This window comes from Streptomyces sp. SYSU D01066-1 (assembly GCF_054956795.1).
In genome coordinates this window covers 24,598-41,490 of the sequence record NZ_JBUDHV010000032.1, presented here as the reverse complement: position 1 = coordinate 41,490, position 16,893 = coordinate 24,598, and the positions used below count along the sequence as shown (strand labels likewise).

15 protein-coding genes and 2 pseudogenes are annotated in these 16,893 nt (G+C 73.1%); 10 read left to right on the top strand and 7 right to left on the bottom strand.

The annotated features are described in order from the left end of the window. Nucleotides 1–117 precede the first annotated feature (117 nt). Nucleotides 118–3,153: an alpha/beta hydrolase gene (locus tag ACY1JF_RS24600; RefSeq protein ID WP_462707409.1), complete on the bottom strand. Its 3,036-nt coding sequence runs from the start codon at nucleotides 3,151–3,153 to the stop codon at nucleotides 118–120. A gap of 433 nt (nucleotides 3,154–3,586) precedes the next feature. After that, on the bottom strand, nucleotides 3,587–4,459 hold the full coding sequence (locus ACY1JF_RS24595) for a universal stress protein (RefSeq protein ID WP_462707408.1): 873 nt from the start codon (nucleotides 4,457–4,459) through the stop codon (nucleotides 3,587–3,589). A gap of 569 nt (nucleotides 4,460–5,028) precedes the next feature. On the opposite strand from ACY1JF_RS24595, the gene ACY1JF_RS24590 reads away from it, so the two are divergent. From ACY1JF_RS24590 to ACY1JF_RS24570, 5 genes are all read left to right on the top strand, one after another. After that, a complete protein-coding gene (locus ACY1JF_RS24590) occupies nucleotides 5,029–6,345 on the top strand; it encodes a CAP domain-containing protein (protein ID WP_462707407.1) in 1,317 nt (438 codons plus the stop codon). A 44-nt stretch (nucleotides 6,346–6,389) separates the two neighbouring features. Next, nucleotides 6,390–7,067 (top strand): AIM24 family protein, encoded by a 678-nt coding sequence (locus ACY1JF_RS24585; RefSeq protein WP_462707406.1) that lies wholly within the window; start codon nucleotides 6,390–6,392, stop codon nucleotides 7,065–7,067. Between the two features lie 38 nt (nucleotides 7,068–7,105). Then, nucleotides 7,106–8,065, top strand: a complete 960-nt coding sequence (locus ACY1JF_RS24580; RefSeq protein WP_462707449.1) for a threonine/serine dehydratase — start codon at nucleotides 7,106–7,108, stop codon at nucleotides 8,063–8,065. A 98-nt stretch (nucleotides 8,066–8,163) separates the two neighbouring features. Then, nucleotides 8,164–9,141 (top strand): LLM class F420-dependent oxidoreductase, encoded by a 978-nt coding sequence (locus ACY1JF_RS24575; RefSeq protein WP_462707405.1) that lies wholly within the window; start codon nucleotides 8,164–8,166, stop codon nucleotides 9,139–9,141. Nucleotides 9,142–9,241: 100 nt separating this feature from the next. Beyond that, nucleotides 9,242–9,667, top strand: coding sequence for an SsgA family sporulation/cell division regulator (locus tag ACY1JF_RS24570; RefSeq protein ID WP_462707404.1), 426 nt, complete (start codon nucleotides 9,242–9,244; stop codon nucleotides 9,665–9,667). Nucleotides 9,668–9,676: 9 nt separating this feature from the next. On the opposite strand, the gene ACY1JF_RS24565 is transcribed toward ACY1JF_RS24570, so the two are convergent. Continuing rightward, nucleotides 9,677–10,102, bottom strand: coding sequence for a DUF6328 family protein (locus ACY1JF_RS24565; protein ID WP_462707448.1), 426 nt, complete (start codon nucleotides 10,100–10,102; stop codon nucleotides 9,677–9,679). A gap of 223 nt (nucleotides 10,103–10,325) precedes the next feature. Here ACY1JF_RS24565 and ACY1JF_RS24560 point away from each other — a divergent pair, with 223 nt between their 5' ends. Further along, complete coding sequence (locus tag ACY1JF_RS24560) at nucleotides 10,326–10,670, top strand: hypothetical protein (RefSeq protein ID WP_462707403.1); 345 nt, start codon at nucleotides 10,326–10,328, stop codon at nucleotides 10,668–10,670. A gap of 15 nt (nucleotides 10,671–10,685) precedes the next feature. Here ACY1JF_RS24560 and ACY1JF_RS24555 read toward each other — a convergent pair whose 3' ends face one another. Then, nucleotides 10,686–11,669 (bottom strand): aldo/keto reductase, encoded by a 984-nt coding sequence (locus tag ACY1JF_RS24555; RefSeq protein WP_462707402.1) that lies wholly within the window; start codon nucleotides 11,667–11,669, stop codon nucleotides 10,686–10,688. 87 nt (nucleotides 11,670–11,756) lie between these two features. After that, nucleotides 11,757–12,181 (bottom strand): annotated as a pseudogene (locus tag ACY1JF_RS24550) (FAD-dependent monooxygenase); the annotation flags it as partial. A gap of 138 nt (nucleotides 12,182–12,319) precedes the next feature. Between ACY1JF_RS24550 and ACY1JF_RS24545 the strand changes: the two are divergent. Further along, nucleotides 12,320–12,769, top strand: coding sequence for an SRPBCC family protein (locus ACY1JF_RS24545; RefSeq protein WP_462707401.1), 450 nt, complete (start codon nucleotides 12,320–12,322; stop codon nucleotides 12,767–12,769). A 12-nt stretch (nucleotides 12,770–12,781) separates the two neighbouring features. Here ACY1JF_RS24545 and ACY1JF_RS24540 read toward each other — a convergent pair. Then, nucleotides 12,782–13,434: pseudogene (locus tag ACY1JF_RS24540) on the bottom strand (ribonuclease H family protein). Nucleotides 13,435–13,567: 133 nt separating this feature from the next. Continuing rightward, on the bottom strand, nucleotides 13,568–14,062 hold the full coding sequence (locus ACY1JF_RS24535) for a VOC family protein (RefSeq protein ID WP_462707400.1): 495 nt from the start codon (nucleotides 14,060–14,062) through the stop codon (nucleotides 13,568–13,570). 119 nt (nucleotides 14,063–14,181) lie between these two features. On the opposite strand from ACY1JF_RS24535, the gene ACY1JF_RS24530 reads away from it, so the two are divergent. The 3 genes from ACY1JF_RS24530 (at nucleotide 14,182) to ACY1JF_RS24520 (ending at nucleotide 16,737) form a co-directional block, all read left to right on the top strand. After that, nucleotides 14,182–15,396, top strand: coding sequence for an epoxide hydrolase family protein (locus tag ACY1JF_RS24530; protein ID WP_462707399.1), 1,215 nt, complete (start codon nucleotides 14,182–14,184; stop codon nucleotides 15,394–15,396). Nucleotides 15,397–15,490: 94 nt separating this feature from the next. Beyond that, on the top strand, nucleotides 15,491–16,132 hold the full coding sequence (locus tag ACY1JF_RS24525; protein ID WP_462707398.1) for an ATP-dependent Clp protease proteolytic subunit: 642 nt from the start codon (nucleotides 15,491–15,493) through the stop codon (nucleotides 16,130–16,132). A gap of 2 nt (nucleotides 16,133–16,134) precedes the next feature. Further along, nucleotides 16,135–16,737: a ClpP family protease gene (locus tag ACY1JF_RS24520; RefSeq protein WP_462707447.1), complete on the top strand. Its 603-nt coding sequence runs from the start codon at nucleotides 16,135–16,137 to the stop codon at nucleotides 16,735–16,737. The last annotated feature ends 156 nt before the right edge of the window (nucleotides 16,738–16,893 follow it).

The following is a 16,893-nucleotide window of genomic DNA, read 5'->3' as shown; positions in this document are numbered from 1 at the left end:
CAACGGGCTCCTCTGCGATGGTCTGCGACACTCTGTGATCGACCTCTCACTCAGAGAGTGACGGACAGCGATAGTAGGCGCAATAGCCCAGCCGAGTAAGGAACTTGGGGATGTCGATCAGTCGTCCGTTTCCGCACCGTCCGCTCCTCGCTCCGTTTTCCCCTCCCTTCGCTCCGTTTCCCCTTCCCTTCGCTCCGCTTTCTCTTCTTTTCGCTCCGGCCGATCCGGACGATCGAGCAGGTCTTCGATCGCGTCGAGAAGCCGTCGATTGCGCATCGTCTCCGGATGGCGCGGACCGAGCACCCTTTTCCGGTCCTCGAGCAGGCGTTCCGTCTCCCGGTGCGCCCGGCGGATCTTCCCCTGGAGCAACAGCACCTGGCACCACGTGTGCCGCAGGGTCATGGCGAGCACCGAGTCGGAACCCTGTGCGCTGTCCTTCAGTGCCTGACGGATGACGTGTTCCGCCTCATCGGCCCGCTGGGTTTTCAGCAGGCACCGCGCCAGGGTCTGCCGAATGCGAAGCGTCTCCATGGTGGACGGTGACCACCTGTCGAGGCTTATCCGAAGTATTTCGCGCAATTCCGCCTCTGCTTCGGAAGTGCGACCGAGAACGAACATGGCACGCGCGAGGCTGTGCCGGACGGCGACCGTATCGGAGTGGTCGGGTCCGTGAACGATCATTTCGGATTCCACCACGGACCTCAGCAGGCGCTCCGCCTCGTCGAAACGGAACTGTTCGAGAATGCTCCGGGCCAGCTTGTGCCGGCTGGCGAGCGTTCTGCGGTCCTCCGGTCCCAGCAACTCCTGGCGGGCGGCCACGATCGCCCGCAGGTCCGATTCCGCGGTGGGGTAGTCACCGCTCTCCAGCGCGATGCGCGCCTTCTCGTGACGCACTTCGAGGATCTCGTCGTCGTCCGGCTGGAACCCGATCGCGTCGCAGTTGTCCAGGACGGCGGTGGCCAGCTCCTGGGCCGGTCTGAGCAGTCCCACGGCGATCAGGTACCGCAGGGTGCGCCGGGCCAGCTCCAGGGCGCCGCGCAGGACCGTGTCACCGCGGACGTGCTGGTCACCGGCGACGCAGTCGCGGACGACCTCCATCGCGTGCGGGGCGATCGCGGTCCAGATGTCCCAGCTCGGCGGATCGTCGGGGGGTGAGACCCGGGTGACGTCCAGCAGCAGGTCGACGAGGAGGCCGTAGTAGTCGGACCTGCGCCGCTCCATTTCCGCGTCGCCCCGCAGCAGCGCGTGGACGACGGGGTGGAGCGTCAGGCTGCGCGTCAGATGGCTGCTCTCCGACTCGGGGCGGCTGATGCGCTCGATGAGACCGAGGTCGTCCAGCCCCTTGAGCACCGCGTTGCGCCGGCGACGGTCGAAGTCCGGCAGGAGCGGCGACTCGTCGATCGCCCGGCTCTCCAGCAGCGGCCGGTACGGGATGGGCGCGATGCCGAGGCAGGCGAACACCCGCAGCAGCGGACCGGCCTGGGGCAGCCCCCGCTCCGCCAGGAGGTCCAGCGCTATGCCGCAGACCTCGGCCATGGCGGACATGCCCAGCAGCTCCTCCAGATCACTGGCCGCCGTGCCGGGCGGCGACGCGCTCCTGGCCTTGAAGACCTCGCGGTAACTGTCGAAGTCGTGGATCGCCGGGTCGTCCAGGGAGGGGGCCGCGCGGTGCACGGAGTTGAGGTACGAGGCGGCGCCGTGCAGGGCCAGCGGCAGCCCGCCCAGCGCCCTGGACAGCTCACGGGCCTGTCTGCGGGTGCCGCCCTGCGAAGCGGTCTCCAGGAGGAGTTCCGCCCCTTCCTCCGCTTCCAGGGCCGGCACCTGGTGCACGGTGCACGGCGGGAGCCAGCCGGCCGCCGAGTGGTCCCGGCTGGTCACGACGACCAGCCCGTCGGCCCGCACCGGCTGGCGTATCCAGCCGTTGCCGTCGGCCGCCCGGCTCGCCCCGGAGGCCAGCCGGTCCGGGGTGTCGGCATTGTCGATCACCAGCAGCCAGGGGTCCGGGCAGGCCTCCAGATAGCGCCACACCAGGTCCATCGAACTGCCGTCACCACGGAACGCCTGTTCGATCTCGCCGGTGGGGGCGCCCAGCTGGCGGGCGACCTCGCGCATGCAGGTGTTGATCTGGGGCACGGTGACCCACCACACCCGCCGTGACCCCGCCGTCCGGTGAGCCGCCTCCAGAGCGATACGGCTCTTGCCCGAACCCCCCAGCCCGGTCAGGACGCGCACCCTCGGCTCGTCCGCGGCGGGCGGGGCCAGGAGGTCGGCGATGATGCCGCGCGGGGCCCGGCCGTACAGCGGGGCCTCGCGTTTGCCGTAGGGCGGACTCACCGAGACGCCTCCCTGCCGCTTCGGCAGCAGCACCTGCTCGTCCCGGCCTCGGGCGGGTCCGGCAGGTTCCTCCGCGCCGGCACGCCGGGGCGGCACGAGCGGCGCGGGACTCCGCGCCGCCTGCCGCTCACCGTCTTTCAGGAGCTGGGCCAGCAGGTCCCGCAGGACCCGGTAGGAGGCGCTGTCGTGGTCGGCGGGCTGCACGATCTGGAAGTGGTCGCCCGGCACGGTGGCGCCGTCCGGGAAGACCCCCCTCGCCTCCCGCGCCGGGACGACGCGGTCCTCCGTCCCGCCGTACGCCTGGATCGGGATGCGCCATCCGCTCTCGGTGTCGCGGTCCGCCCCCACGACCGCCCGCATGACGGTCCGCTCGGTCTCCAGGACCTCCCGCCGGTATGGCCGCAGCTGCCGCTCCTGCGCGTGGCGCCAGAAGAACAGCGAGCGGCGCAGTGACAGGAAGAACGTCGAACCGTGGTTCGGACAGGCGAACATGACGATCTGCGCGATGCGGCTCAGCGCGGGGCCCCGGGCCTCGTACAGCGTCCGGGCCAGGAAACGCTGGACGATCAGGCCGCCCTGGCTGTGACTGACCAGGACGACACGGCCCGTTTTCGGTATCTGGACGCGCAGATACGTACCGAGCGAATCCGCTATGTCGTCGTACTCGGCGATCGCGCGGTCGGGACGGAGCTTGATCTTGGGACTCTCGTAGGGAAAGCAGTGGGCGGCCACACCGCGCAACGTCTCGTCGGCGGCGAGCAGTTTCCGGAACTGGTCCCAGACTTCGACCGACGAGAACAGGCCGTGCACGAACACCACATGGACGGCAGTCCGTGATCGCAATCCCACAGGCGTCGTCATCATCAACCGCCACCCCCTGTACCGGTGGAATATCCACCAGCCATGCACATCGCCCGTTATACCCGCCCGCAAACCGATGAGCCGTAACCGGAAAATAATTCAATCCTGATGAAGCAATCAACACAAAAGGAGACCACAGTTCCTCCTTGACCGGTCGTGAACGGGCATCGCGTCCCCGTCCCAGTCGGCGCGATGTCACCGTCGCCGCCGTCGCCGTACGGGAACGCGAGCGGCGGGTTTGTCACCGGAGCACCGGCCGGACCGTTCCCGGACGGGCCGGCCTCCGAGCGGGCCCGGCACGACATCGGGCTGGACACCGCCGTCCGGGACCACATCGCGAACGTCCTGCCCACGGCCCGCGAGACGCTTTGGCCCACGGCCGAGGACCGGCTCACGCGTGGGGCACGACGGCCACCGGGCACCCGGCGTGGTGCAGCACCCCGTGGGCGACCGAACCGATCCGGGCGCCGACGGCCGAGCGGCGGGCACGGCGGCCGACGACCATCAGCTGGGCGCCCCCGGCCACCGACAGCAGGACCTGCCCGGCGCTGCCCATCTCCACGTGCTCGACCACCGGCACGTCGGGGAAGCGCTCCCGCCACGGCCTGAGCGCCTCGGCCAGCGCCTTGCGCTCGTAGGGCTCCAGGCCCCCGGCGTCGTCCAGCAGCTTGAGCGAGGCGGGGCTGTAGGAGAACAGCGGCGGCAGGGTCCAGGCCCGTACCGCCCGTACGGTGGCCCCGCGGGCGGCGGCGGCCTCGAACGCGAACCGCAGCACCTCGGCGCTGTCCTCCGCCTCGCCCTGCTGGCCGACGACGATCTCGTGCCCGGCCACCTCGTCGGAGGGGCGGTCACCGGCACGGACCAGGACGACGGGCCGGGTGGCCTCGGCGATGACCTGCTGGCCCACGGAGCCCAGCAGGAAGCCGAGGACCGCCCCGTGGCCGCGTGAACCGAGCACCAGTACCCCGGTGTCGGCCGCCACGGCGACCAGGGTCTCCACCGGGTCGCCCGCCACCACGTCGGTGGTGACGTCCAGGCCGTGGTGGCGGGCCGTCACCGTGCCCACCGCCTCGGCCAGCGTCTGGCGCACCCACCGTTCCTGCGCGTCCCGGTCCCCGGCCCGGTCCACCGCCTCCGGCTCGAACCGCCAGACGTGCACCACGCGCAGCGCCGCCCCGTGCCGGACGGCCTGCCGGGCCGCCCAGGCCAGTGCCGCCAGGCTCTCCTCCGATCCGTCCACCCCTGCCGTGATCGGGCGCGTCATGCGGTTCCTCCCTGCGTCGTGGTGATGCCGTGCGCTGCCAGTCTTCCTTACGCACCCGCCCGTCACGGCACCGGAGCGGGGACGGGCGATCACCGGCCGGGCCCCTCCAAAGGCGCCCGGCCGCTGGTGGGCCGGGGCGCTCGGCCCGGTGGTGGGGACGGCTTCCGGGGGCGCACGGGATCCGGCCGGAGCCGGACCGGCCGCCGGTGCTGTCCCTCGTCCCGGTGCCGGACGCCGGGACCGCCGAGGACCGGCCGGGTCCGTCGTGCCCCGGCCCGTCGGCCGGGCGCCCGAGGCCGCCCGGCCGGTCGCCCCGGGCGCGCGCCGCGCCGGTGCCGGACGGGGCGACCGGTCCCGGGGGTGGCGACGACCGGCCCGAGGGGGACGGCTTCCGTGCGCCGCCCCGCCGCCGGGATCGCGCCCGCCCCGCCGGCCGGCCTCCCCGAGGACCGGCCGTCACCCCGGCCGGCCCTCGCCGTCGGGAGCGGCCCCGGCGGGAACCCCCGCGCCGTTCCGCCCGTTCACCCGGCACCCCCACCGGAGCGTGCACCCGACGACAGGGCGGTGTCATGAACGAGTTGGTCCCGGGCGGAAATCTCCCCCTGCCAGGCGGTCCCGTTCAGGTGCGGGTACCGGGCGGCTTCGACGTGTCCGCGCTCGTCACCGGCGACGGCGGCAAGGTCGACGGCGACGGCGACTTCGTCTTCTACAACCAGCCTCAGGCCCCCGGCGTCCGGCTGCGGGACGACGCGCTCACCGTCGACCCGCGCGCCCTGCGCACCGGCGCGACCCGGGTGACGGTCGCCGTCAGCGCCGCCGACCCGGACACCGAGCTGAGCACGCTGCCCTCCCCCACGCTGCGGGTGACGGACGCGGACGGGCGCGACCTGGCCCGGTTCACACCGCCGCGCCCGGCGCGCGAGACGGTGCTGCTGCTCGCGGAGCTCTACCGGCGCGGCGACGGCTGGAAGCTGCGGGCCCTGGGGCAGGGCTACGCCGACGGACTGGCCGGACTGGCCCGGGACTTCGGGGTGGACGTCGTCGACGAGGCCCCGCCGGCGGGCGCCGCGGCGAACTCGGCGCTGGGCGACGGTCCGGCCCCCGTCCTGGAGGACGGCGGCTTCCTCCGGGAGGCCGCCTGCGCCCGGGCCGCCGTCGGTTCCCCGCCGGTCGTGCTCGACGCCCGGCTGACCGCCGCCGCCCGCGCGCACGCCTCGGCGATGGCCGCCGCGGGCACGCTGAGCGTGCAGACCCGGGACGGCGTCTCCGTCTACCAGCGCGTCCTCGCCGCCGGATACGCCTACCTGACCGTCGGCGAGCACCTGGTGTCCGGGCCGCGCACCCCGGGCGAGTTCATCGCGTACTGCCTCAGGACCGAGGGCGCCCGGCGCACCCTGCACGACCCGGCCCACACCCACGTCGGCCTGGCCCGCGTCACCGGCGGGCCCGCGGGCGACACCTACTGGACCGTGCTGTGGGCCTCGCCGCTGACCGCGGCCGGCCTGGCCCGGACGGGCGCCGAGGTCGTCGCCCTCACCAACCGGGAGCGGGCCGCGGCGGGGCTGCGGCCGCTGGCCGCCGATCCGCGGCTGACCGCCGCCGCGCAGGCGCACAGCGCGGACATGGTGGCCCGGGACTTCTACTCCCACACCTCCCCCGACGGCGGCGGCCCCCGGGACCGGGCCGTCGCCGCCGGTGCCGCGCACGGCGCGATCGGCGAGAACATCGCCTGCGGGCAGCGCTCCCCGGCCGCCGTGGTGGAGGGCTGGATGAACAGCCCGGGCCACCGCGCCAACATCATGGGAACCGACTTCACCCACATCGGGATCGGTCTGGCCGGCGGCGGCCGGGCGGGCACGTACTGGACGCAGTTGTTCGGGGGCTGAACCCGATCTTGGCGAATGGGGCCGGTCCGGGACAGGATGCCCGCATGAAGGGTGACCTCTTTACCAGTGAGCACATGGTCCAGCCCGCCCAGGCGCCGGGCATGACCGTCGAGAACTCCAAATGCATCCGTTACGCGGTGAACGGCGAGATGCTCGCCCGCCAGGGCGCCATGGTCGCCTACCGCGGCAACCTCCAGTTCGAGCGCAAGGGCCAGGGCGTGGGCGGCATGCTCAAGCGCGCCGTCACCGGTGAGGGCCTGCCGCTGATGGCGGTGCGCGGGCAGGGCGAGGCGTGGTTCGCCCACGAGGCGCAGAACTGTTTCGTCGTGGAGGTGGACCAGGGCGACGAGTTCACGGTCAACGGCCGCAACGTCCTGTGTTTCGACGCCTCGTTGTCGTACCGCATCGCCACCGTCAAGGGCGCCGGCATCAGCGGGGGCGGCCTGTTCAACAGCGTCTTCACCGGCCAGGGCAGGCTGGGGCTGGTGTGCGAGGGCACCCCGCTGGTCATCCCGGTCTCCCCGCAGTACCCGGTGTACGTCGACACGGACGCGGTCGTCGGCTGGACCGCCGGGCTCCAGACCTCGCTGCACCGCTCCCAGTCCATCGGCTCGATGCTGCGCGGCGGTTCCGGTGAGGCCGTCCAGCTGATGCTCCAGGGCCAGGGGTACGTCGTGGTCCGGCCCAGCGAGACGACCCCGCAGAAGGCCCAGCAGCACTGAGCGGCCCCCCTCGCGCACGTGATCGGAATCGAATGAGTTTGATCGGTATTGAAGAGGTCGAAGCCGTCGCGGAGCGGATCGCCGGACATGTCCTGCGTACTCCGACGGTGTCCGCTCCCGGGCTGTCCACGCTGCTCGGGGTTCCGGTCACCACCAAGCTGGAACTGCTCCAGCGCACCGGTTCGTTCAAGGCGCGCGGCGCGGTGGCGAAGCTGCTGTCGCTGGGCGAGGCGGAGCGGGCCGCCGGGGTGGTCGCGGTCAGCGGCGGCAACCACGGCATCGCGCTGGCGGTCATGGCCGCCGGCCTCGATGTGAAGGCCACCGTGGTGATGCCGCGCTCGGCGCCCGCCCGTTCCGTACGGATCGCCGAGGAGGCGGGCGCGTCGGTGCGGCTGGCGGACGGCATGGCCGAGGCGTTCGCGCTCGCCGGCCGGCTGGGCGAGGAGGGGCTGACCCCGGTGCACCCCTTCGACGACCCCGTGGTGATCGCCGGGCAGGGCACCGTCGGCCTGGAGCTGGCCGCCGACGCCGGTGACCTCACCGACGTGCTGGTGAGCATCGGGGGCGGCGGGCTGATCGCCGGGGTGGCGGCGGCGCTGCGGGCCGCCCGTCCGGACGTACGGGTGTGGGGCGTGGAGACCGAGGGCGCCGAGGCGATGTCCCGGGCGCTGGCGGCGGGCGGACCGCTGCCGGTCGAGCTGTCGTCGATCGTCTCCACCCTCAGCGCCCCGGCCGTCTCGCGGCTCACCTACGAGCATGTCCGCGCGCTGGTCACCGAGGTGCTCGTGGTGTCCGACCGGGAGGCCGTACAGGGGTCGCTGGAACTGGCCGAGCACGCCAAGCTGTGGACCGAGCCGGCCGCCGGCTGTCTGCTGCCCGCCGCCCGGCGGGTACGGGAGAGGGTCGGCGACGGGGCCCGGCTGGGGCTCGTGGTGTGCGGGGGCAACGCGACGGTCCCCGACATGGCGGCCTGGTCCGCCCGCTTCGGGCTGGGCTGAGGGCTGGGCCGAGGGCGGCTCCCCCGCCGTCGGCACCATGTCCGCCGGGTCCCCCTGCCGGGCCGTTTCCTTGCGGCCCGGCGGGGGACCCGGCGGACATGGTGCAAATCGGATACACGATGATGACCGAGCAGGCCGGCCCCCGTGAACTGGTCGGCCACGTGGTCCGGGCCGAGGAGGTCGGGTTCGACTTCTCGGTCACCTCGGACCACTACTTCCCGTGGCTGCGCTCTCAGGGGCACGCCCCCTACGCGTGGAGCGTGCTGGGCGCGGCGGCGCAGGCCACCCGGCGCATCCCGCTGATGACGTACGTGACGTGCCCGACCCTGCGGTACCACCCGGCGGTGGTCGCGCAGAAGGCGGCGACCATGCAGTTGCTGTCCGAGGGGCGGTTCCGGCTGGGGCTCGGCTCGGGCGAGAACCTCAACGAGCACGTGGTGGGGCGGCGCTGGCCGACCGCCGACGTACGGCACGAGATGTTCGAGGAGGCCGTCGAGATCATCCGGGCGCTCTTCGAGGGCGGTCACGTCACCTACCGGGGCAAGCACTTCGACGTGGAGTCCGCGAAGCTGTGGGACCTCCCCGACACTCCGCCGCCCCTCGGCATGGCCGTCTCCGGCGAGCGGTCCTGCGCGCTGGCGGGCCGGTTCGCCGACCTGGTGATCGCCACCGAGCCCAAGCCGGAGCTGCTGGAATCCTTCGACCGGCACGGCGGCGCGGGCAAGCCGCGGGTGGGCCAGCTGCCGGTGTCGTACGACCCCGACCGGTCCACGGCGATCAAGCGCGCCCATGACCAGTTCCGCTGGTTCGGCCTGGGCTGGAAGGTCAACTCCGAGCTGCCGCACCCGGATTCCTTCGCGGCGGCCACCCAGTTCGTCACGCCGGACGACGTCGCCGGGTCGATCCCGTGCGGCGACGACCCGGACGCCTTCGTGGAGGCGGTGCGCCCCTACGCCGAGGCGGGGTTCACCGAGATCGCGCTGGTGCAGATCGGCGGCGACTCCCAGGCGGCCTTCCTGGACTGGTCCGAGAAGACCCTGCTGCCGGCGCTGCGCGAGGCACTGGGCGGGTCCTGAGCACGGCCGCCCGGGAACAATCACCCGGACGCCGGAGCATTGTGCCCGAGACGGGGGTACCCGCAGGGTTCCAGGCAAGTTCTTTTCCGGAGGCCCTTTCGTGAACCCCCCCGTGCACCACACGCTCGTCGTACAGCTCCAGGCGGGTGAGACGGAGCGCTGTCCCGTCTTCGCCCACCTCGAGTACGACGCCGCGGACCCGTTCGCGCTGACCGCGGTCTTCAGCCACGACGGTCACGTACTGGCGCGCTGGGCGCTGGACCGGGAGATGGTGGCCGAGGGCCTGCTGCGTCCGGTCGGGATCGGTGACGTACGGCTGCGGCCCGTGTCGCGGGGGACGCTGGACGAACTGCGCGTGGAGTTCCTGGGCGACCCCCGCGCCGACGGGGGCCGTCATCACGCCGTGGTGTTCGCCTGGGCCCCGGCCGTCGCGGCCTTCCTGCGGGAGACGTACGCCGTCGTGCCCCCGGGCCGGGAGGAGTTCCGCGTCGACGACTTCCTGGCGGAGGTCATCGACGCGGGCTGAGCCGGTGGTTCAGCCCGAGGTGTGGCGGTGGCGCGTCCACAGGGGGATGACGAACCAGCACAGCAGGTACCAGGCCACGACGCCCGCGACCAGCCAGGGCACGAAGCCGTCGTGCGTGGCGACGCGCAGGATCAGCAGCAGGGACGCGGTCGTCGTGGCGAGCAGCAGCACCAGGCCGAGCAGGGTGAGCCGGGAGGCCCAGCGCACGGCCTGGGGCTTGACGCGCCGTCCGGAGACGAGCCGGTGCAGGGAGACCGGCCCGATCAGCGCACCGGTCGCGGCCGCGCCGAGGACCACGGTGACCAGGTAGATGCTCCGGTCCGTGTCGGACAACTGCTCGTACTTGGGCTGGAAGACGACCGTCAGCAGGAAGCCGAACAGGATCTGCACGCCCGTCTGCGCGACCCGGACCTCCTGGATGAGTTCCGTCCACATCCGGTCGGCGCGCTCCTCCTCGGTCTCGTCGCGCCCCCGGCGCCTGCCGGTGTGCTTCGTCGCGTCCGCGTCCGCCACTGGTCCTCCCGGTCGTCACGATGTGCCTGACAGCTTCCCGCCTTCTCCGTGCGCAGACACGGCGGCGGCCGGGCTCTCCGTTTGGGAGGTCCGGGCCCGGTTACACGGACGGCGACCGAAGCACCGTACGAGGAGGTCGCCAAGGATGTCCGACACGCAGCTCACCGTGACGCTCAGCGGCGGCGGGATCGACGACGCGCAGGCGGTCGTGCACGCGCTGGAGGGCGTGTTCGGGGCCCCGGACGACCCTCCGGCGGACGACCGGGCCACGGTCCGCACCGCCACCTTCAGCTCCCCGTCGGCCCCGGACGCCTCCCGGGCGCCCGCGGCCGGCCCGCGGCTGTCCGCCCCGGTGACCGTCACCGTGCAGGGCACGCCGCAGGCCGTGACGGCGGCGAGCGAGACGCTGGCCCGCGTCTTCACGGTCCACGACGAGGGCGCCGCCTCCGGCGACCAGGAACAGGAGCGGGAACTCCACCTGGTGCCGTGAGGCGGCCGGGGCCGGCTACCAGCGGCCTTCGACCTGGTCCTTGACGCGCCGCTCGTACAGGTCCGTGACGGCGGCGAGCGTGGCGTCGGACAGCTCGGGCAACGCGGCGGCGTCCGCGTTGGCCCGGGCCTGCTCGGGCGAACGGGCGCCGGGGATCACCGTGGTCACGCCGGGCTGCTGGACGATCCAGCGCAGCGCCAGCTGGGCCGGGGTGTATCCCTCGGGGGCGAGCGCGGCGAACTCGGCGGCGGCCTCGACCCCCGTCGCGAAGTCGACGCCGGAGAAGGTCTCGCCCTGGTCGAAGGCCTCGCCGTGCCGGTTGTAGGTGCGGTGGTCGTCGGCCGCGAAGACGGTGTCGCGGGTGTACTTGCCCGACAGCAGACCGGAGGCGAGCGGCACCCGGGCGATGATCCCGACACCGGCCTGCCGGGCCGCCGGGAGCACCTCGCGCAGGGGCTTCACGCGGAACGGGTTGAGGATGATCTGGACGCTGGTGACGTTCGGCCGGGCGATCGCGGCGAGCGCCTCGGCGCAGGTCTCCACGCTGACGCCGTAGGCCTTGATCCGTTCCTGGGCCACCAGGGTGTCCAGGGCGTCGAACACCTCGTCCGAGGAGTAGACGGGGGTCGGCGGGCAGTGCAGCTGGACCAGGTCGAGGACGTCGACACCGAGGTTGCGCCGGGAGCGGTCGGTCCAGGCGCGGAAGTTGTCCAGGACGTAGTTCCGCGGCACCTGCTCGACGCGGCGCCCCATCTTGGTGGCGACCATGACGCGCACACCGGGCCGGCTCCGCAGGAACGCGGCGATGGCCCGCTCGCTGCGGCCGTCGCCGTAGACGTCGGCGGTGTCGAAGAAGGTCACGCCGGATCCGGCCGCCGCCTCCAGTACCGCCCGGGCTTCCTTGTCGTCGACGTCACCCCAGTCGGCGCCCAGCTGCCAGGTGCCCAGACCGATCACGGAGGCGTGCTGACCCGACCTGTCGAATGAGCGTTCTTCCATGGCGTCAGTCTGTCATCCGCCGGCCTCGGCGAGGGCCCTGGTCCGGGTGGCGCGTGCCGTCTTCGGGTCCAGCCGGCGCTCTGCCCGGCGCAGTGCGCCGTCCACGTCGTCGGCCGCGACGGCCAGGTCGGCGGCGGGCGGCCGGCCGACGGTGATTCCGTGCCCGTACTCCACTCGCGCCCCGGGCGAGCGGGCGCGGGCGGCGGGGACCTCCAGCAGCCGGTGCCGCCCGATCCCGTGGCCGGGGCCGCCCCGGTGGCGTGCCGTCAGCGCTCCGCCGTGGGCGACGCCGTCCCGCCAGGTCACCGCGTGCTCTTCGTCGGCGCGCGCCGACTCGGGGCCGTGACGGTGGAGCCTGTCGAGCGGAGGGCGCCAATAAGTGACGCCCCGGCCGTGGGCGGAGCCCTCCGGACCGCGTTCGTGGACGGTGATGTCCGGGTCGGGGCGTCCCTCTTCGACAGGATCGACGGATACAGCCCGGTGGGCCCGCCGCCCACGCAGGCGATCTTCACAGACCCTCCCGGAGCGCCACAAAAAGGCCACTTGGTCCGCAGAGGAACAGCCGATTGCCGGCCGATCAGGAGATTCGCCCCACGGGCCACGGGTACTCGGTCGGTCCACCCGACGAAAGCCGAAGGAGGCAGTGCCTGATGTCACAGGTAGAGGAATCCATCGAGGTCGGCGTGCCGGTCCACACCGCCTACGACCAGTGGACCCAGTTCGAGTCCTTCCCCGAGTTCATGAGCGGGGTCGAACGCATCGAGCAGCGCACCGACACCCTGACGCACTGGGTGACGAACGTGAACGGGGTGCGCCGGGAGTTCGACGCGCGGATCACCGAACAGATCCCGGACGAGCGGGTCGCGTGGACCACGGTCGCCGGTGAGGCCCAGCAGGCGGGGGTGGTCACCTTCCACCGCCTCGACGACGATCACACCAAGGTGATGCTCCAGATGGAGTTCCAGCCGGAGGGCGTCACCGAGAAGGTGGGTGACAAGCTCGGGGTCGTGCGACGGCAGACCAAGGGCGACCTGGAGCGCTTCAAGCACTTCATCGAGGAGCGCGGCCACGAGACCGGGGCGTGGCGCGGCGTCGTGTGACGCGCTCCGCCGCTACCCGGCCGCCGCCGTGCGGCACTCCGGGTGGCCCCAGCCCTTGTCGTTCTTGGCGATGGACTCGCCGGCCGCGTAGGAGCGTCCGCACAGGCAGCGCCCGGCGAACTTGGCCTTGATCGTCCGCGTGGAGCCTTGGCCGGGGTGTCCGGCGCGGGCGGCGGCTCGGGAGAGCCCAGGGTGCTGCCCGCCGCCTCCTGGACGACGGCCGCGTGGCTGGCGGCCCGGTCCGCGAAGTCGTTGAGCCGGTCCCCGTCGACCTGGTGGGCCGGTACGTAGCGGAACTCGACCGAGCGGCCAGCGAGCAGCTCGTCGATGCGGACGACCAGTTCCTGATTGGCGACCGGCTTGCCGGCGGCGGTCTTCCAGCCGTTGCGCTTCCAGCCGGGCAGCCAGGTGGTGACCGCCTTCATCGCGTACTGGGAGTCCATCCGGACCTCCAGCGGCACCGCCGGGTCGGTCGCGGCCAGCAGCCGCTCCAGCGCAGTGAGTTCGGCGACGTTGTTGGTGGCCCGCCCCAGCGGGCCGGCCTCCCAGCGGTCCGGGGTCTCGCTCTCGTCCGCGACGACCCAGGCCCAGGCCGCCGGGCCGGGGTTGCCCTTCGAGGCCCCGTCGCACGCGGCCACAACACGTTCACGCATGGGCTCGATGATGCCATGGCCGGGTGCGGCCCCCGGCCGGGGCCCTGGCGCCGGGTACCTGGGGCTCAACGGCGGGAGGCGACGGCCGGGAGGCAGGGAATGTCCGTGCCCTTCGGCGTCTCGCCCCGGGCGGCGGTGCCGCCGGTCACGGCGCCTCCCCGGCGAAGGCCTTCTCCAGGGCGGCGACGTCCAGCTTGCGCATCGACTCCATCGCCTTGTTCGCGCGGGCGGCCTTCGCCGGGTCGGGGTCGGCGAACATTTCGAGGAGCCGGCGCGGCACGACCTGCCAGGACAGCCCGAACCGGTCCTTCACCCAGCCGCAGGGACCCAGCTCGCCGCCGTTCTCGGTCAGCCGGGCCGAGTAGTGGTCGACCTCCTCCTGGGTCTCGCAGGCGACCTGGAAGGAGACCGCCTCGGTGAACGTGAACTCCGGTCCGCCGTTGAGCGCGACGAACTTCTGCCCGTTGGCGGTGAAGTCGACGGTGAGCACCGCGCCGGCGGGGCGGCGGCCCCCCTCGGGGTAGTGGGTGATCCGGCCGATGCGGGAGCCGGAGCCCTCGAACACCGAGACGTAGTACCGGGCGGCCTCCTCGGCCTGGTCGTCGAACCACAGGCACGTGGTGAATCCGTCGCTGGTCATCGGTACCTCCTGGGCGCGTGGAACGCGGTCGTCTGTGTCGACCGGCGCGGGGCCGGAAACTCATCGGCCGCCTGGCATTCCCTTCGACCGGGGCCGGCCCGTGTGCCTACGATCCCGCCGTGCTCTCCTTCCCGCCCGCCGACGACGGCGCCCTCCGTCCCTTCCGCCTCGACGTCCCGCAGCGCGACCTCGACGACCTGCACGACCGCCTGGACCGCACCCGCTGGCCGGACCAGCCCGCCGGCGCCGGCTGGGCGTACGGGGTGCCGCGGGACCACCTGCGGGAACTGGTGCGGTACTGGCGCCACGACTACGACTGGCGGGCCGCCGAGGCGGAGCTGAACGCGTGGCCGCAGTTCACCACCACCGTCGACGGCGCCAACGTGCACTTCGCCCACGTCCGCTCCCCCGAGCCGGACGCCACGCCGCTGGTGATCACCCACGGCTGGCCGGGGTCGATCGCCGAGTTCCTCGACGTGGTCGGACCGCTGACCGATCCGGCCGCGCACGGCGGCGACCCGGCCGACGCCTTCCACGTCGTGGTGCCGAGCGTGCCCGGGTTCGGTCTGTCGGGGCCCGCCCCGGACACCGGCTGGGAGGCGGGCCGGATCGCCGACGCCTGGGCCGAGCTGATGCGGCGCGTCGGCTACGACCGGTACGGCCTGCAGGGCGGCGACTGGGGCGCCGCGATCTCCCGCGAGCTGGGCCGGGTCCATCCGGAGCGGGTGATCGGCGTGCACCTCAACCTGCTGCCCGGCGCCCAGCAGGCCACCGAGCCGACCGCCGCGGAACTGGACGCCCTCGGCCCCGCGGAGCGGGAGCGCACCCTCCGGTCGTGGCGCCGCTGGGAGGCGTGGTCCCGTGAGGGCACCGGATACGCCGTGCAGCAGTCCACCCGGCCGCAGACCCTGGCGTACGCGCTCACCGACTCCCCCGTCGGACAGCTCGCCTGGATCGTGGAGAAGTTCGCCGAGTGGACGGACCCGGCCGGACTGCCGCGGGAGGCGGTGGACCGCGACCGGCTGCTGACCAACGTGATGCTGTACTGGCTGACCGGGACGGCCGGTTCGTCGGCCCGCCTCTACTACGAGCGGGCGCACGCCACCGGCCGGGCCGCCGCCCCGCACGAGCCGTCCACCGCGCCGACCGCGGTCGCCTCCTTCGCCGCCGATCCGCAGATCCCGCTGCGGCACAGAGCCCACCGCACCGAGAACCTGGTGCGGTGGACGGAGTTCGACCGGGGCGGACACTTCGCGGCGCTGGAACAGCCCGGACCGCTGGTGGGCGATGTGCGGGCCTTCTTCCGGCAGTTGCGCCAGGGGCGGGCCGGCTGACCGCTTCGCCCTCGGCGGATCTGCCGCGGGCAGAGAAAGCCCCGGCCGACAGTGGGGACGACGGCACGATCCCAAACGGAGCGAAGGAGCGCCGATGTCCCCACTCATCACCCGTACGCCGCCGCGAGCGCGGGAGGACGACACCCCGCCGAGCCGGTTCGACGACCACCTCGCCGCGCAGTTGCTCGCCCAGCGCATCGTCGTACTGGGCACCCAGGTCGACGAGGTCTGCGCGAACCGGGTCTGCGCCCAGTTGCTGATCCTGTCCGCCGAGGACCCGCGCACCGACATCAGCCTGTACGTCAACTCCCCCGGCGGCTCGGTCCACGCGGGGCTGGCCGTCTACGACACGATGCGGCTGATCCCCAACGACGTCTCCACGCTCGCCGTGGGATTCGCCGCCAGCATGGGGCAGTTCCTGCTCAGCGCGGGCGCGGCGGGCAAGCGGTACGCCCTGCCGAACGCGCGGATCATGATGCACCAGCCGTCGGCGGGCATCGGCGGCACCACCGCCGACATCGAGATCCAGGCGGACAATCTGGAGTTCACCAAGCGGACCATCGAGCGGATCACCGCCGAGCACACCGGCCAGTCACCCGAGACGATCTCCCGGGACGGTGACCGGGACCGCTGGTTCACGGCCGAGGAGGCCAGGGAGTACGGGATCGTGGACCGGGTGGTGGAGTCCCTCACGGACGTCCGCCCGGCCGTCACGCGGCGACGGATGGGGCTGTGACCATGGGGACGTACACCATTCCGAACGTCGTGGAGCGGACCCCGCGGGGCGAGCGCTCCTACGACGTGTTCAGCCGCCTGCTGGCGGAGCGGATCATCTTCCTCGGCACCGAGATCGACGACGGCGTCGCGGGCGTCGTCATCGCCCAGCTCCTGCACCTGGAGGCGGCGGCCCCGGAGCGCGAGATCTCGCTCTACCTCAACTCCCCCGGCGGCTCGTACACCTCGCTGATGGCGATCTACGACACCATGACGTTCGTCCAGGCGCCGATCTCGACGTTCTGCGTCGGCCAGGCGGCCTCCACGGCGGCGGTGCTGCTGGCGGGCGGCGATCCCGGGCGGCGGTTCGTGCTGGAGCACGCGCGGGTGCTGCTCGGCCAGCCGGCCAGCGGGGGCCGGCAGGGCACGGTCTCCGATCTGGCGCTCCAGGCGAAGGAGATGGTGCGGATCCGCTCCCAGGTCGAGGAGGTGCTGGCCCGGCACACCGGCCGCGAGGCCGCCGCGCTGCGGGCGGACATGGACCGCGACAAGGTGTTCAGCGCCCGGGAGGCGGTGGCCTACAGGCTGGCCGACGAGGTGCTCGGCCGGCGGCCCCTGACGGTCTGAGCCGCCGGTTTGGCGCCCCGCCCGGGGCGGGGCGCCGAGCCGCGCCGGGCGGAGGGTCCTGGGCGGTCCCGGGGGCGGGCCCTGGACAGTGCCGGGCGGCGGGTCCCGGGCGGCCCCGGGGGCCGGTCCCGGACCGTGCCGGGCGGTGCCGACGTG

Excerpts from the sequence above, each read along its gene's own strand:
- ACY1JF_RS24525 (WP_462707398.1), top strand. The coding sequence starts at position 15,491 with ATGTCCCCACTCATCACCCGTACGCCGCCGCGAGCGCGGGAGGACGAC.
- ACY1JF_RS24565 (WP_462707448.1), bottom strand. The coding sequence starts at position 10,102 with ATGTGGACGGAACTCATCCAGGAGGTCCGGGTCGCGCAGACGGGCGTG.
- ACY1JF_RS24590 (WP_462707407.1), top strand. The coding sequence starts at position 5,029 with ATGAACGAGTTGGTCCCGGGCGGAAATCTCCCCCTGCCAGGCGGTCCC.
- ACY1JF_RS24545 (WP_462707401.1), top strand. The coding sequence starts at position 12,320 with ATGTCACAGGTAGAGGAATCCATCGAGGTCGGCGTGCCGGTCCACACC.
- ACY1JF_RS24520 (WP_462707447.1), top strand. The coding sequence starts at position 16,135 with ATGGGGACGTACACCATTCCGAACGTCGTGGAGCGGACCCCGCGGGGC.
- ACY1JF_RS24585 (WP_462707406.1), top strand. The coding sequence starts at position 6,390 with ATGAAGGGTGACCTCTTTACCAGTGAGCACATGGTCCAGCCCGCCCAG.
- ACY1JF_RS24555 (WP_462707402.1), bottom strand. The coding sequence starts at position 11,669 with ATGGAAGAACGCTCATTCGACAGGTCGGGTCAGCACGCCTCCGTGATC.
- ACY1JF_RS24575 (WP_462707405.1), top strand. The coding sequence starts at position 8,164 with ATGGTGCAAATCGGATACACGATGATGACCGAGCAGGCCGGCCCCCGT.
- ACY1JF_RS24560 (WP_462707403.1), top strand. The coding sequence starts at position 10,326 with ATGTCCGACACGCAGCTCACCGTGACGCTCAGCGGCGGCGGGATCGAC.
- ACY1JF_RS24535 (WP_462707400.1), bottom strand. The coding sequence starts at position 14,062 with ATGACCAGCGACGGATTCACCACGTGCCTGTGGTTCGACGACCAGGCC.
- ACY1JF_RS24595 (WP_462707408.1), bottom strand. The coding sequence starts at position 4,459 with ATGACGCGCCCGATCACGGCAGGGGTGGACGGATCGGAGGAGAGCCTG.